Source organism: Novosphingobium sp. GW835-FHT14H07 (assembly GCF_058793515.1).
This window is the reverse complement of the sequence record NZ_JBXAFX010000005.1, coordinates 95,246-110,563: the sequence shown is the minus strand read 5'-3', so window position 1 is coordinate 110,563 and position 15,318 is coordinate 95,246. Positions and strand designations below refer to the sequence as shown.

Below are 15,318 nucleotides of genomic sequence, written 5' to 3'. Positions count from 1 at the left end.
TTTCCGGGTGTGCCGAAACGAATCACCTTGGCCGAAACGCATGCCGCAAGGTTAATGCCGAACGCGCGCCTTTGCCCAATGGCCGGGTTCGCAGGGCCGAATCAGGCCCCGGCTACACCAAGGCTCGAAGCAGCTTCACGCAGTTTGCGTGAGCTCGCACTGTCGTTGCGGAAGGCGGCAAGCCCCCTCTGCAAAGCCTCTGCCGCCTTCCGCGGTTCGCCCAGCTGCATGCGGCTGCGCAGCAGCATGATCCAGCGGTCGACATCGCCGGGATTGGCCTGAAGTTTCGCCTCCAGTCCGTCCACCATGCCGCGAATCATGGCTTCCTGCTGACCCTTGGGCATCCTCTGGGCAGCTTTCATCTGCTCGCTGGTGGGGCCGGGAATTCCTGCCGCAGCCTTGTGCGGACCATCGGTAATCACGCCATTGGCAGGGGCCGCAAACTTTGCTTCGGCAAGGCGCTTCTCGACATCGATCTTGTACTTCTCGCCGACATTGCGAATTACCTCGCGAATGTCTTCGGCGTACGGGGCGTCAGCGGGCGTATCCTCGAGCAGGGCAAACCAGGCGTTGATGGCCTGCCTATGCCGACCGGCCAGGTCCATTGCCACCGCCTGGAAATAGCGCGCACGGGCATCCTTCGGGTCAAGCTTGATCGCCTTATCGAACGCTGCCTTTGCGTCACGGGGCATCCGCCCCTCTTCCTTGCTGGCAAGCACGAGTGCCTCGCCCAGGAACGACCATGTTTCGGCATGATCTGGGTCGAGCTTCGTCGCCTTCTTCAGCGCGGTGGCAGCTTCGGCGTAGCGTTCGGTCTGGAAATAGGACCAGCCCAGCATCCGCCAGCCCTCGGCATCGTCCGGTTTCTCCGCCAGCTTTGCCTCGAGCTTGGCGATCACGTCATCCACCGAAGGCTGCTGGCTGGGGGCGGCGGGCGGTGGCACGGCCGGAGGAGGGGGCGTGTCCGGGCCGCGAAGCATGGCAACACCGCCAGCGCCCAGCGCGATCAGTCCTGCGGCAATCAGGGCATAGCGGCCGACGCGCGACGTCCCTTGCGCCGGATCACGCGGTGCAGGCTCCCGCGGGTCGCTGGCGGGCTGGGGATCGGTCATCGCTCACTCCTGTCGGGCACCATCCTCGGCGTCCGTGTTATGTGGCGCATATCGTGCCGGTAGGGTCGCTTGCAAGCGTCACCGGCGCACAAGCCGCCTCCCACGTCCGGATGCGCAAATTGCGGGTGGCAATGCGCGGCGCATCGGCTAATGTCATGCCACAGGGGTCGCAAATCGGTTTTTTGAACAGGCAGGTGCGGGAACAGCGCCGTCGGTTCGCGATGCGGGGGACGCATACCGGTGGGCGAGGTTTTCAAGGTTGCGATCATCGGCTCGGGCCCGGCGGGCATGAGTGCTGCCGGCCGTGCGGCGCAGCTCGGCATGAGCCACGTGCTGCTTGAAAAGACCGATCACCTTTCGGACACGATCTACAAGTACCAGAAGGGCAAGCACGTGATGGCCACGCCATCGCAGCTTATCCTGCGATCGGATCAGGAGTTCGACGCGGGCAAGAAGGAAGACATCCTCGACAAGTGGAACCGCCGCACCGCTGAGCTCGGCGTGAACGTGAAGTACAATGCCGAGGTGAAATCCATCAAGGGAACCGGCGCCCCGATTCCCGGCTCGGTACAGAAGATTGTCACGAGAGCGCGCGACGGGTCGACCACCACGACCGAGCTCCAGCGCTTCGCACCCCCCTATGCCATCGAGCTGACCAACGGCGAGACGGTCATGGCAGAAACCGTGGTCCTTGCCATCGGCACGCAGGGCAACCCGAACCTCATGCGCTGCCCCGGCGGCGATCTGCCGCATGTGACCTACCAGCTGGACGATCCCTACGCCGTGCTCGACCAGCATATCGTTGTGGTCGGTACCGGTGACGCCGGGATCGAGAACGCGCGTGGCCTCGTCGAGGATCCGGCACAGGGCAACGTCGTCACGGTGCTCAACCGCAGTCCGAAATCGACCAACGTCCGCGAGAGCTTCGCCACCGCCAAGGAGCCCAATGCCAAGGCTCTGGTCGAGGATGACGCGGCAGGCAAGCTGACGATCCGCTACGAGACCGAGACCAAGTCGATCGAGCCCGGCTGGATCACCCTGTCGACCCGCGACGGCGAGGAGCGCATCCGCTGCGACCGCATCATCGCGCGTATCGGTTCGGCGCCACCGCGCGCTTTCGTGGAAGGCTGCGGCATCGAGTTCGCCAGTGCCGACCGCCTCGCCTTCCCGACGCTGTCACCACAGTTCGAATCGACGGCGCCCGGCATTTTCGTGATCGGCGCGCTGGCGGGCTATCCGCTGATCAAGCACTGCATGAACCAGGGCTACGATGTCGTCGAGTTCATCAACGGCAATACCGAACTGAAACCGGCGGACGAGCCACTGCTCGAAGCCAAGTTTGCAGGCTTGCCGGGTAACCGTTCGGTCAATGACTGGCTCGAGTTCCTGCGGACGAATGTCACGATCCTCGATGGCATGACCACGTTGCAGCTGCGCGAATTCATGCTCGATTCGGCCGCGCGCGCCTACGCCAAGGGCGAGACGATCTTCGAGAAGAACGATCCCGGGTCCTCCCTCTTCGCGATTGCCTCGGGCTCGGTTCACGTGCGGCTTGACCCGAACGATCCTTCAAAGGTCGTGCCGATTCCCGCCGGCACGATCTTCGGCGAAGTCGGCCTGATTTCCGGGCGCAAGCGTGGCGCCACGATTGTGGCGGCGGAAGACACCATCTGCGTTGAGATCAGCCGCAACGCCGCGCTCAAGCTGCAAAGCCAGGTGCCGACAGCCAAGCGCGCGATAGAGCGCATCTCGACCGAACGTCAGATCCTCCAGATGTTCGGTTCCGGGCTGACGAGCGCCGACATTGCGGAAGTGGTCGAGACCTCGAAGATCCTGCAGGTGCGCGCCGGTGACGCGATCATCCGGGAAGGCGAGGAAGACAAGGACATCTTTGTCATCCGTGTCGGCTCAATGGTCGTGGAAAAGGAAGTTGGCGGCAAGCCGGTGTTCCTGTCCTACCTGCCGGCCGGTTCCTACGTAGGCGAAATGGCGCTGATCGATGGCGGGCGGCGCACGGCAACGGTGCGCGCTGCAATAAAGAGCGAGGTCATCAGAATCGATGGCGAGGCCTTCAGCCGCGTCCTTGCAGCCAAGCCCGCCCTGCTCGAACGCGCGCGCAAGGACATGGAAGTGCGCCGCGCCACGAATGCCTTCATCGAATCCAAGAAGGACAGCTTCTCGGGCGTGGTCGACCTCTATTCCGAACAGGCCAAGTTCCTCGTCAGTCAGGGGTTGGGCGAAGCGACCGACGTCCTGCTGATCGATGAACGGCTCTGCGTCGGCTGTGACAACTGCGAAAAGGCCTGCGCCGACAGTCATGACGGGCTCTCGCGCCTCGATCGCGAGGCAGGCAAGAGCTTTGCTCATCTCCACGTGCCGACATCGTGCCGCCACTGCGAACATCCGCATTGCATGGCGGATTGCCCGCCCAACGCGATCCATCGCGGACCTGATGGCGAGGTGTTCATCAACGATACCTGCATCGGCTGCGGCAACTGTCAGCGTAACTGCCCCTACGGCGTGATCCGCATGGACAAGGTGCCGCCAATGAAGCCCTCGCTGCTGTCATGGCTGTTCTTCGGCTCGGGCCCGGGGCCGGGCGAGCCACCTTACAAGTGGTCGAAGAAGAACACCAAGTACACTGGCGATCCCGCAGTCGACGAACTGCTCGACCGCAAGAAAGCGATCAAGTGCGACATGTGCGCCGGGATCGAAGGCGGCCCGAGCTGCGTCCGCGCCTGCCCGACCGGCGCTGCCATCCGCGTATCGCCCGACGAATTCCTGACCGTCGCGCGGCTCGAGAACGAGGGGGTCTGAGCCGATGGCATCCGTTGCACCACGCAAGCGTACCGGCGCCACCCGCCAGCGCACATCCACGCACGAAGGCTTTCTTACGCACCGGAACCTGTTCTGGGGCAAGCTTTCGGCCCTGCTGGCGGTCGCTCTGATCGCCCTTTACATCTTCGTGCCGCTTCCGGGCACGCACTTCGGTTCAAGCTGGCTGGGCTATACGCTCGGCACGATCGGTGCGCTGCTAATCTTGTGGCTGACGATGCTCGGCATGCGAAAGCGCGCAATTACCCCGGGGCGCTGGAGCCTGAAGGGATGGACTTCAGCCCATGTCTACCTCGGCCTGTGCCTGACAGTGATCGGTACGCTCCATTCGGGCTTTCACCTTGGCTGGAACGTCCATACTCTGGCCTGGGCGCTGATGCTGATCGTGATCGGATCGGGCATCTTCGGCATCTGGGTCTATGCCACGCTGCCTCAGGCGCTGTCAGCCAACCGCTATGACGAAGAAGGCGCGATCACAGAAAAGCAGATGATCGAAGCGCTGCGCTCGCTTGATCGCCAGATCCACGATGCTGCCCAGCCGCTCGACCCTGAAACGGCGACGCTCGTCGGCAAGAGCCTTGATGAAGATCCGTTCGCTGGCAGTTTCTGGAACCGCATCACCGGCAAATACCCCCGATGCGCCACGCGTAGCACGGCAGCGGAACTGCGGCGGCTGCGGGCCTATCGCCCGCGCATTGCCAACGATCCGCTCGACAAGATCGATGCCCTGCTGACGCGCAAGGAGGCGATGCTCGGTCGAATGCGACGGCACCTGAAGCTGAAATCCTGGCTGCAGGCATGGCTCTACATTCACGTGCCCGTGACATTTGCGCTGATCGCGGCGCTTTCCGCCCATATCGTCAGCGTCTTCTTCTACTGGTGAGCGCAAGATGAGCTTTCTAGTCCGCCAGATCGCGCTCAAGTCCAGTGGCGAGGAGATCGTCCGGCCGTCCACGGTCGAAGGCGATGTTCTCACCATCGGCCGTGATGCCGCATGCGACATCCACCTGCCCGACCTTGCCGTCGATCCGCGCCATGCACAGGTCACGCGCGCCGCGGACGGCAGCCTGATTATCGCCTCGATCGGAGCGCAGCCGTTCGAGGTCAACGGCCGCAGCACGACGCAATGTCCGCTGGATCCGCTGGCGGGCGCGGAACTGACCTTTGGTGGTCACCGCATTGCCGTTTCGGTTGATCCTGAGTCGGGGGCGGCAACCTTCACCGTTCGCCGCGTCGAGGCAGTTTCGGACTCGGCCGAGGACAAGGACATCGCCACCGTCTACACGCTCAAGGGCCTGCTGCCCGGCAAGCGCATGTCGGCGTGGACCTTTGCCATACTGGTCCTGGTTTCGTTCCTCGCCTTCCCGATCTACAGCTACATGACCTACAAGCCGCTGGCGATGCAGGAGAAGGCGCGCCGGCCCGATGGCTTCCATGCCGACCAGACCTGGTCCTCGGGGCCGTTGAGCCTTGCCCACAAGAACCTGGGTGGAGATTGCCAGGCCTGCCACACGCAGGCCTTTGTCGCGGTGACTGACAACGCATGCCTGACCTGCCACACCAAGGACGCGCACGATCACATCGCGGACAAGGGGCGGCTGCTGAAGGCGCGCGGCGAACCATCCGGCATGGCCGCGATCCAGCGTGCGGTGGCCAGTGCCTTCAATCGCCCGGCTGGCAGGTGTGTGGATTGTCACACCGAGCATGAGGGGGCGGGTGCTATGCCAGCCACCCAGCAGAAGTTCTGCGCGGACTGCCACAACGGAATGAAGGGTCGCTTGCCGGACACGAAGATCGCCGATGCCGCCGATTTCGGAACGGCCCATCCCCAGTTCAAGCCGATGATCATCAGCGGCATGAACGGCAGGAAGCCCCTTTTCCAGCGTGCCGGCTGGACGCCGGGGCTGACCGAGAACAACGGCCTGAAATTCACCCATGGCCAGCATCTGTCGAAGACCAACGGCATCGCGCAGATGGTGCGCCGCATGCCAGGACGCTTCGCCGCCGGCGATGCGCTGCAGTGCAAGGATTGCCACAAGGCCGATGCCACCGGCACCCGCTTCAAGCCGGTAGTGATGGAAGATTCCTGCCAGTCCTGCCATTCGTTGAGCTTCGACCAGGTCGGCGGCACCTTCCGAACCTTGCGGCATGGCGAGCCTGAACTGGTGGTCGCCGATCTGCGCGCATTCTATCGTGGCGGCGCTCCGGCGCGTCCGGCCAACCTGTCGGGCCTCGCTCGCCGCGTGCCGGGCGACGCTGCGCTGCGTTCCACTGCGGCCGACTATGCCCGCGCGGTGAGGTTCTATCCGACGCGCGCCGAACAGGCGGTGGCGCAAGTCTTCTCAAATGGCGGCATGTGCTACGATTGCCATACCGTCACGCGCGGCGGTTCTGCGGCAAGCGGGGGCTTTGCCGTCCAGCCGGTCGCACAGAACGATCGCTATTACCACAAGGGCTGGTTCGACCATAAGCCGCACAGCAAGAGCGCTTGCGCCGATTGCCACGTCAATGCCGTCACTTCGAACAAGGCGAGCGATCTGCTCGTCCCGGGGATTGACGGGAAGGGCGGCTGCCGTTCCTGCCATGTCGGCGGCGAGGGAGCGAAGCTTGCATCCGTATCCGTGAAAGACCCGGTCGATTCCTCCTGCGCCATGTGCCACTCCTACCACATGGATGCGGGCGCTCCCTGGGCGCCCAAGAAGGACCGCAAGAAGGACGTGGCGCAAACCGTGGCCGTGGCTGAAAGGCCCCGTTTCCCGGTGAAGCTGCGCTAGCGCGCCGGAACGGGGGGAAGATGCTGATCGCACAGGTCACCGATATTCACCTGGGGTTCGAGCCTGACTCGCCCGGTGAATTCAACCGGCAGCGGCTTGACCGCGTGCTGGGGGAGCTGGCCGCGATGCAGCCGCGCCCGGATTTGCTGCTGGCGACCGGTGACCTGATCGATCGCGGCGACAAGGCCAGCTACGAACGCTTGCGCGAAGCCTTCTCGGGCCTGCCATTCCCGGTCCACTATGCGCTTGGCAACCATGATGAGCGTGCCACTTTCCGCGAGGTTTTCCCCGAGATCACCTTTGACGGTGGCTTTCTCCAATATGTCGTGGAAGCCGGACCGCTACGCCTGATCGTGCTCGATACGCTCGAGGAAGGTCGCCACGGTGGAGCCTTCTGCGAGGCTCGGGCCGACTGGCTCAGAGCGCGGCTCGACGAGGCGCCAGAGGCGCGCACGCTGATCGTCCAGCACCACCCCCCGGTAGAGGTCGGCATTCCCTGGATGAACACCGATCCTGCCGAACCATGGGTCGAACGACTGGCGGCATGCCTGCGCGGCAGAAGCAACATCATCGGTATCGTCTGTGGCCATATCCATCGCGCCATCAGCACGGCGTGGGAGGGCACGATTGTCGCCACATGCCCGTCGACGGCGCCGCAAGTCGCGCTGGACCTGCGCCCGATCGATCCAGATTGCCCGGATGAGCGCAACCTGATCATTGCCGATCCACCGGGTTATGCGCTGCACTGGTTCAACGGCCGTGAACTGGTGACGCACTGGGACACGGCAGAGGACCATCAGGTTCTCGCGCGCTATGATGCCAACCTGCAGGGCATGATCCAGCACATGCTGGCCGAGCGTCCCGGCGCTTGAGCGCCTAGCGGACCGCCGCCAGCGCTTTCTGGCGCCGCCGTTGCACCGAACTGCCGAGCCCAATTGCCTCGCGATACTTCGCCACGGTGCGCCGGGCGAGGTCGAAACCCTTGGCTTTCAAGAGATCGACAAGGGCATCGTCCGAAAGGATCGCCTTGGGATCTTCGGCATCGATCAGTTGCCGGATCGCGGCCTTGACCGCTTCGGCCGAAGCGCCTTCGCCGTCCGAAGAGCCTACGCCGGATGTGAAGAAATACTTCAGCTCGAATGTGCCACGCTCGCAATGCAGGTACTTGTTCGAGGTGACGCGGCTGACAGTCGATTCGTGCATCGAGATCGCTTCGGCCACGGTCTTGAGCGTGAGCGGGCGCAAGTGCGCCACGCCATGCCGGAAGAAGCCGTCCTGTTGCTTTACCAGTTCCGATGCCACCTTGAGGATCGTCTTCTGACGCTGGTCGAGCGCTTTCAGCAGCCAGTTGGCGTCCGCCAGCTTGTCGCCCAACCAAGCCTTGGCGTCCTTGCTGATGCAGGCCCCTCGCATCTCGACATAGTAGCTGCGGTTGACGACCAGGCGCGGCAGGGTCGCCTGGTTGAGCGCGATGTTCCACCCGTCCCTTGTCGCGCGCACCAGGATGTCCGGCACGACGGCTTCTGCAGCGCCACCACCGAAGCGCAGGCCGGGGCGGGGATCGTAGCTGCGCAACTCGGCCAGCATGTCGGCGAAATCTTCGTCATCGACCTGGCACAACCGCTTGAGCCGCGCGATCTCGCCGCGCGCGACGAGGTCTAGGTTGTCTATCAGCCGGGCCATGCAGGGATCGTAGCGATCGGCCTCCTTGGCTTGCAGCGCGATGCACTCGGCAAGGTTGCGCGCGCCGACGCCAGTGGGGTCGAGCGTCTGCACCAGCGTCAATGCGCGTTCGACGACGACGAGTGAAAGCCCGAGCGCTTCGGCAATTTCGCCAAGTGGAATGCCGATGTAGCCTGCCTCGTCCAGCTGATCGATCAGCCAGCGTGCGACGAACAGCATTTGCGGGTCCGAAGTGATCGCGCCAATCTGTGCATGCAGATGCTCGGCCAGCGTCTGCTCGAAGCGGCCATGCTCGTCGATATCCGGGCCTTCGCCGCCTGCCGATAAGTCGCGCGAGGAGGAAAGCTCGAATGCGCCAGCATCGCCAGTGTCGCGGTCGCGGTCGAGCGCGGAGACGTCGATGTCGAGAGGTCGATCTTCCTCGACCCGACCTTCAGAGACCAGCTGGTCAACCGGCGAGGATTCCAGATGCGTCCGCCGCAGCTCCTCGGGCAGGGTCTCCACCGGTTCTGTTGGAGAAGACTCGCCAATCTCCAACAGCGGATTGGCTTCGAGCGCCTCGCCGATGAAGGTTTCCACCTCGAGGTTCGATAACGCCAGCAGCTTGATCGCCTGCTGGAGTTGCGGCGTCATCACCAGCGACTGGGTCTGCCTGATGTCCAGCCGAGGCCCGAGCGCCATCTCTCAGACTCCCCCCGAGTCCCGCATCAGTTGCGGCTCTGTCTCACAGGGTGAAACCCTCGCCCAGATAGAGCCTGCGGACGTTGGCGTCGGCAACAAGCGCTTCGGGGCTGCCTGCAAAAAGTACCTGCCCGCCGTAGATGATACAGGCGCGATCCACGATATCGAGTGTTTCGCGCACGTTGTGGTCGGTGATCAGGACGCCGATACCGCGCCCCTTGAGGTCCTTTACCAGATGGCGGATGTCGCTGATCGAAAGCGGGTCAATCCCGGCGAAGGGCTCGTCCAGCAGGATGATCGACGGGCGCGCCGCCAAGGCGCGGGCGATCTCGCAGCGCCTGCGCTCCCCGCCTGAAAGCGCCATGGCCGGGCTGGAGCGCAGCCGGGTCAGCCCGAATTCGTCGAGCAGACGTTCAAGCTCGGAGTCGCGGGTCGCCTTGTCCGGCTCGATCAGTTCGAGCACGGTTGAAATGTTCTGCTCGACAGTCATGCCGCGGAAAATCGAGGTTTCCTGCGGCAGGTACCCGAGGCCGAGGATTGAGCGCCGGTACATCGGCAGCTTGGTGATATCGACACCATCGAGCAGGATGCGGCCCGAATCAGGGCGCACGAGACCCATGATCGAATAGAAGCAGGTGGTCTTTCCCGCGCCGTTGGGGCCCAGCAGGCCCAGCACCTCGCCCTTGCCAACGGAAAGGGAGATGTCGGTGAGAACCGCGCGCTTGTCATAGGATTTGGCGATCGACACGACTTCGAGCCCGCCCTGCGGGATCGGCGGGGCGGCATTCGCGGGTGCGGCAGTCTTTTCGATCACGGTCATCGCTTCGGCTCTGCAGTTTCAGGCGCTTGGTCCTTCCATTAACGCCTCATCGCGATGCGGCAAACCCCGCGCCGCGCATTTGGCAGGATTTATGCATGGTCTGCCTTGTCGAGACGTGAACGCGCAAGTCGTGCCTCGGCGGAACACTCCAGATTGGAATTGATCTTGCAGGTTCGCCTGCCGCATGATCTACTGCTTTCGGAGCAGGGTAGCACAAGGAACGGAGCCATGAACAAGGCCCTCCATTCGCATGCGGCAAAGTCCGCGGCGATCGACTGGCGCAAGAAGATGAGCAACAATGTTGCCTACGGGCTGCTGGTCTACACCGCGTTGCAGATCTTCGTCACCATGCACGAGCTGCAGGACCAGAGCGCCTCGATCCTTCCAGTCTTCGTGCTGGTGGTGCTGGTTGCGGCCATCATCCCGCTGTTCCGCCATTTCGAGCGCCGCTGGGAGCATCTGAGCGACGACCAGGCGCATGACATGGCGTTCGCCGCGGCATTCAAGCGAGACCAGATCAAGGTTTGGGCGCTTGCGGCGCTGTTGCCATTCCTGATTACTGGCATCTTCAAGGCGCTTGCCGCATTCTTCTGAACCGAAGTCGGCTTCCTGACCTATAGATTGCCCCCGCCCGTTGAGGGCGCTAGACCCCGCAGCCTTCCCGCTTGCGAAAAGGTCTGTTCATGCTGTCACCCGCCGAAGCCCAGGAGCGCTGCGAAGCGCTGATCGCGCGTGCGCGCCGTGCCGGGGCCGATGCGGGCGATGCCGTCTACCTTGGCAACTCTTCGGAATCGGTCTCGGTCCGTCTTGGCGCGCTCGAGGATGTGGAACGGTCCGAGTCCGAAAACATCGGCCTGCGCGTCTTTGTCGGCGGAGCATCGGCCTCGATCGGCTCAACCGATCTAGGCGACGGTGCGCTCGATGAACTGGCCAGCCGGGCCGTTGCCATGGCAAGGCTCGCTCCGGCAGACCCGTTTGCAGGTCTCGCCCCCGAAGAACTCTTGCTGCAGGGTCTCGCCCCCGACCTCGATCTTGATGACGGGACCGAACCCAGCCCCGCAGACCTTCGCCGCCTCGCCGAAGAAGCCGAAGAAGCCGCCCGCGCCATCCCCGGGGTGACCAACAGCGAGGGCGGCGGGGCCAGCGCTGGCCGCGGGCTGTTCGCACTGGCCACCAGCCACGGCTTCTCCGGTGCCTATGCCGCCTCCAGCCACAGCATTTCTGCAAGTGTCGTCGCGGGAGAGGGCGGCAACATGCAGCGCGATTACTCCTGGCGCAGCACCCGCTATGCCGCGGACCTCAAAGGCCCTGCCGAGATCGGTCGCGAAGCGGGTGAGAGGGCCGTACGCCGCCTGAATCCAGGACGGGTCAAGTCCGGCCCGATGCCGGTCGTGTTCGACCCGCGCGTCGCCAATTCGTTGGTCGGCCATCTGCTGGGAGCAATGAGCGGAGCCTCGATTGCCCGTCGCGCCAGCTTCCTGCTCGATCGCGATGGCCAGAAGTTGTTCGACAGTGCGATCACCATCTCGGACAATCCGCTGGCGCTACGCGGTATGCGCTCGCGCCCGTTCGATGGCGAAGGACTGCCCACCGCACCGCGCAAGCTGATCGATGCAGGGCGACTGACCGGCTGGCTCATGGATTCGGCCGCAGCACGCCAGCTGGGTGCAATGCCGACCGGCCATGCCTCGCGCGGGTCTTCGGGCGCGCCGCACGTGACGTCCAGCAATGTCGTGCTAGAAGCCGGCACCGTCACGCCAGCCCAGCTGATGGCCGACATTGCCGATGGCGTTTATGTTACCGAACTGATCGGGCAGGGCGTCAACGGCGTAACTGGCGGCTACAGCCGCGGGGCTTCGGGCTTCCGCATCGTGAATGGCGAACTGGCGGGGCCAATTGCAGAATTTACGGTGGCGGGGAATCTCATCGATATGTTCGCTGCATTGACCGCAGCTGACGACCTCGACGTTTATCGCGGCATCGATACGCCAACCCTGCGTGTCGACGGCATGAGCGTGGCGGGCGATTGAAACGAGAGAGGGCGCAAGGTCGGCAGACCCCGCGCCCTCCATCTTGCGCAAGCTTGTAAAGCTCAGCCCTTGGCCGACTTTGCGCGTTCGATCGCTTCGATCGTGATGCGCCTTGCATCATCGGCACCACCCCAGGTGCCAACGCGTACCCACTTGTCCTTTTCCAGGTCCTTGTAGTGGGTGAAGAAGTGCTCGATCTGCTGCATGACGATCTCGGGCAGATCTTCGCGTTCCTTCACGTCCGAATAGTACGGGAAGGTTGAATCGACCGGAACGCAAACCAGCTTTTCGTCGCCGCCATGTTCGTCCTCGAGGTTGAGTACGGCGATTGGACGGGCGCGGACGACGGAGCCTGCGAGGAACGGAGAGCGCGCGATCACCAGTGCGTCGAGCGGATCGCCATCGGGTGAAAGGGTGTGCGGCACGAAGCCGTAGTTGGCAGGATAGCGCATCGGCGTGTGCAGGATGCGGTCGACGAACAACGCGCCCGATGCCTTGTCGAATTCGTACTTGACCGGCTCGCCGCCGACGGGAACCTCGATGATGACGTTGAGGCTTTCCGGCGGATTGTCACCGGTGGGAATCATGTCGATGCGCATCTTTGGCCCTGTTCATTGGGTGGAGAGAATGCGCCGCCACTAGCGAAGCCGCTTTTGCACCGCAACAAGACTTATGGCGAAACCCCTATCCTAGGGCGTTTATGGTGAAGGCAATCACGCCGATGTTGAACACGAACGCCGCGAACGAGTGCAGCGTGGCAATGCGGCGCACCGTCTTGCTGGTGATCTCGGTGTCCGATGTCTGGAAAGTCATGCCGAGCGTGAAGCTTAAATAGGCAAAGTCCAGGTAGTCGGGCGTCTTCGTGCCCGGAAAGTCGATCCCACCGGCGTCCTTGCCATCGCGGCTGGTGTAGAACAGGTGCGCATAGTGCAGGGCATAGACCGAGTTGGCGAACAGCCAGGTCAGCAGCAGCGTGCCGACGAGCTTGACCATGGCCAACCGGTCTCCGCCCGAGGCGCGTGGCAACTCGCCGGAAATGGCGGCAAGGACCACCATGGTCACGATCGTGGTGATCGCCAGCACGAGCACACGATTGGCATCGTTCGCCGTGGCGTGGGCGCGCATCTGCGTTACGCCGCTGTCCCGCAGCAGCGGCAGCAAGGAAAGCAGGAAGACGCCTGCTGCAAGATCGAAACTCAATGCTGCCGCGTCGGCAATCTGCTTTGCGCCGGGGATCTGCAAGTAGCCGCAGAAAGCGGCCAGGAGCAGGACAAGAAACAGGACGAAGCGCGGCGGCGCCAGCCGGTTTCCCAGCGTGACGCCGTCACGGCTCACAGGCTTACTTCTTCTTCGCCGCAGCCGCGCCCGGACGCTTCGGCGTCAGCAGCAGGTCGAGGCCGGTGGGCGCCTTGCCCGGTGCAACACGTTCGAGCCAAGGGTAGCGCAGGCCATCCTTGTAATCGATCTTCACCGTTTCGAACCGGTTGCCGCGCTTGACCAGCAGTTCGAGGGGCTGACCCTTTTCGCCCTTTGCCGCAGTGACCGCCTTTTTCATGTCATCAGCGCTGTAGGCCGTGCCATTGATTGCCATGATCTGCGTGCCGGTCACGATGCCGGCGTTGAACGCCGGACTGTCCCAGCGGGTGCCGGTAACCTTGCCGTCCTTGTCAAGCGAGATGCCGACCGAGTTGGCAAGGCTCAGGCCCTTCCCGAAGTCCATTGCGGCCTTCATGTAGGGGTTCGGCTCCTCCTTCCAGACAAGCTTGTAGCCCCCCTTCTCGATTCCGTTCAGCGGCGCGGGCTGGCCCGGCTGATTGATGCGGGTGTCGATCAGCTTGGCCCAGTCATAGGGGTAGAGCGCGTTCAGCTTGGTCACGATCTCGTCCACCTCGAACGGGATCTGGCCATAGTCGCCCGGATTCATGCCGAAGAACGCCTTGGCGAAATCGTCGATCGACTTCTTGCCGCCGGTGCCTTCACGCAGGATCTGGTCGATCTCGAGCCAGACCAGCGCGCCTTCGGTGTAGTAGTCCTCATTGCGGGCGAGCGAGGAGTAAGGCTTGGGCTTGCGCGAGGCGAACACGGGATCGAAGCCGGTATCCTCGACCGAACGCCAGTCACGGCCCGGCTGCTGGGTATAGCCGCCAGCCCACGATGCCAGCATGCCGAGCACCGTATCCTTGCCCTGCATGCCCGAACGCGCGGCAAGCACTGCCCCCCAGAACTGGTCCTGGCCTTCGTAGGTCCACAGCAGGTCACCCTGCATCGGCTGACGATAATCGGGCGTCCACAGGCGCGCCGGGCGACGGAACTTGCCCGACCACGAGTGAGCATATTCGTGCGGCAGCAGGTTGCGGTCCCACTCCTGCTTGTCCCACTGGGTGAAGGCTTCCGGCTCCAGTTGGTTCTCGCTCGAACGGTGATGTTCAAGCCCGATGCCGCCGATCTTGTCGGACAGGGCGAGCAGGAACTCGTAATGATCGAAGTGGTTGGCGCCGAACGCCAGCTTTGCTTCCTGCACCAGAGCGCTGTGGGCGGCGATGTGTTCCGGCTTGGCTTCGAGCTGCTCAGGCTTGTCGGCCACGACGTTGAGCGTGACGTTCTGCCCGAGGTCCCACTTCTTGAAGTACTTGCCGGCGAAGATCGGCGAATCGACCAGCGTCTCGTAGTCGGTCTCGGCCCAGGTCACGCGGTTGCCGCTCATGCTCATGCCGTCGAGAGCGGTGGCGGGCGTCCAGCCTTGCGGCAGGGTTACGGTGGGCTTCACGCGGATGCGGCGGACATAGTGTCCTGCCGGATAAAGGCTCATCTTCTCCCACTGCAGGTTGAGCATTTCGGGCGTCATCGTGATGCGCCCTTCTGCCGGTTGCAGCGGCGAGGTGTGGATCAGCCTGGCGACGACTTCCTTGGCGCCGGCCGGCAGCATGACGTGGAAGGCATAGACCTCGACCCGGTCACGCTTCCATTCCACCGGCTTGCCATCGACGAAGAACTGCACGCCGACCAGTTCGGCCAGCGGCCCGCGCGGGCCATGATTGCCGGGCAGCCACTGCGGGTAGAGCAGGATCACTTCCTTCGCGCCCGAGGCGACGGGGATCGTCTGCGTAACCTTGTAGGCACCGCGCGCCACGTCGCTCGCGTCGATATCGAGCGTCATCACGCCGGGGTAGGCCACATCCTGTGCGTCCGGCACGGTCTGCTGGATCGGCACGGCCATGGGCGCAGAATTTGCCGCAAGCGCCTGAGTTGATACGGAAAGGGCGAGGAGGAGCGGGGCTGCCGCGAGCGTCGTCTTCATGGACCGGTTAATGGCGCGAAGCCGTCACATTCGCAACCATTGTTGCCCACCTTTTTCTGACCGCTTTCCGTTTTCGCGCTTTCGG

At 63.5% G+C, this 15,318-nt stretch carries 12 protein-coding genes; 6 read left to right on the top strand and 6 right to left on the bottom strand.

The genetic code is table 11. The features are described from left to right. Window positions 1–101 precede the first annotated feature (101 nt). Window positions 102–1,112, bottom strand: coding sequence for a tetratricopeptide repeat protein (locus tag AC1Q5P_RS06790; RefSeq protein ID WP_492518542.1), 1,011 nt, complete (start codon window positions 1,110–1,112; stop codon window positions 102–104). Window positions 1,113–1,352: 240 nt separating this feature from the next. On the opposite strand from AC1Q5P_RS06790, the gene AC1Q5P_RS06785 reads away from it, so the two are divergent. From AC1Q5P_RS06785 to AC1Q5P_RS06770, 4 genes are read left to right on the top strand one after another with little or no spacing between them, the layout of a single operon-like run. Next, window positions 1,353–3,929 carry a cyclic nucleotide-binding domain-containing protein gene (locus AC1Q5P_RS06785; RefSeq protein WP_492518541.1) on the top strand — a complete coding sequence of 859 codons (2,577 nt, stop codon included), beginning with the start codon at window positions 1,353–1,355 and terminating at the stop codon, window positions 3,927–3,929. Window positions 3,930–3,933: 4 nt separating this feature from the next. Continuing rightward, entirely contained in the window at window positions 3,934–4,830 is an 897-nt protein-coding gene (locus AC1Q5P_RS06780) for a hypothetical protein (RefSeq protein ID WP_492518540.1), read from the top strand. Between the two features lie 7 nt (window positions 4,831–4,837). After that, a complete protein-coding gene (locus AC1Q5P_RS06775; protein ID WP_492518539.1) occupies window positions 4,838–6,721 on the top strand; it encodes a cytochrome c3 family protein in 1,884 nt (627 codons plus the stop codon). Window positions 6,722–6,741: 20 nt separating this feature from the next. Then, window positions 6,742–7,593 carry a phosphodiesterase gene (locus AC1Q5P_RS06770; RefSeq protein WP_039333542.1) on the top strand — a complete coding sequence of 284 codons (852 nt, stop codon included), beginning with the start codon at window positions 6,742–6,744 and terminating at the stop codon, window positions 7,591–7,593. A gap of 4 nt (window positions 7,594–7,597) precedes the next feature. Here AC1Q5P_RS06770 and rpoN read toward each other — a convergent pair whose 3' ends face one another. After that, complete coding sequence (gene rpoN / locus AC1Q5P_RS06765) at window positions 7,598–9,085, bottom strand: RNA polymerase factor sigma-54 (RefSeq protein WP_492518538.1); 1,488 nt, start codon at window positions 9,083–9,085, stop codon at window positions 7,598–7,600. 43 nt (window positions 9,086–9,128) lie between these two features. Next, window positions 9,129–9,905: an LPS export ABC transporter ATP-binding protein gene (lptB, locus tag AC1Q5P_RS06760; protein WP_039333545.1), complete on the bottom strand. Its 777-nt coding sequence runs from the start codon at window positions 9,903–9,905 to the stop codon at window positions 9,129–9,131. 228 nt (window positions 9,906–10,133) lie between these two features. On the opposite strand from lptB, the gene AC1Q5P_RS06755 reads away from it, so the two are divergent. Both AC1Q5P_RS06755 and AC1Q5P_RS06750 read left to right on the top strand, forming a co-directional pair. Beyond that, window positions 10,134–10,499, top strand: coding sequence for a hypothetical protein (locus tag AC1Q5P_RS06755; protein WP_492518537.1), 366 nt, complete (start codon window positions 10,134–10,136; stop codon window positions 10,497–10,499). 89 nt (window positions 10,500–10,588) lie between these two features. Next, window positions 10,589–11,935, top strand: coding sequence for a TldD/PmbA family protein (locus AC1Q5P_RS06750; protein WP_492518536.1), 1,347 nt, complete (start codon window positions 10,589–10,591; stop codon window positions 11,933–11,935). 62 nt (window positions 11,936–11,997) lie between these two features. Here AC1Q5P_RS06750 and ppa read toward each other — a convergent pair whose 3' ends face one another. The 3 genes from ppa to AC1Q5P_RS06735 all read right to left on the bottom strand — a co-directional run bounded on the left by ppa (window position 11,998) and on the right by AC1Q5P_RS06735 (window position 15,233). After that, complete coding sequence (gene ppa / locus AC1Q5P_RS06745) at window positions 11,998–12,534, bottom strand: inorganic diphosphatase (protein WP_039333549.1); 537 nt, start codon at window positions 12,532–12,534, stop codon at window positions 11,998–12,000. An 85-nt stretch (window positions 12,535–12,619) separates the two neighbouring features. Continuing rightward, entirely contained in the window at window positions 12,620–13,270 is a 651-nt protein-coding gene (locus AC1Q5P_RS06740) for a DUF1345 domain-containing protein (RefSeq protein WP_492518535.1), read from the bottom strand. 4 nt (window positions 13,271–13,274) lie between these two features. Further along, window positions 13,275–15,233 carry a M61 family metallopeptidase gene (locus AC1Q5P_RS06735; protein ID WP_492518534.1) on the bottom strand — a complete coding sequence of 653 codons (1,959 nt, stop codon included), beginning with the start codon at window positions 15,231–15,233 and terminating at the stop codon, window positions 13,275–13,277. Window positions 15,234–15,318: the final 85 nt, after the last annotated feature.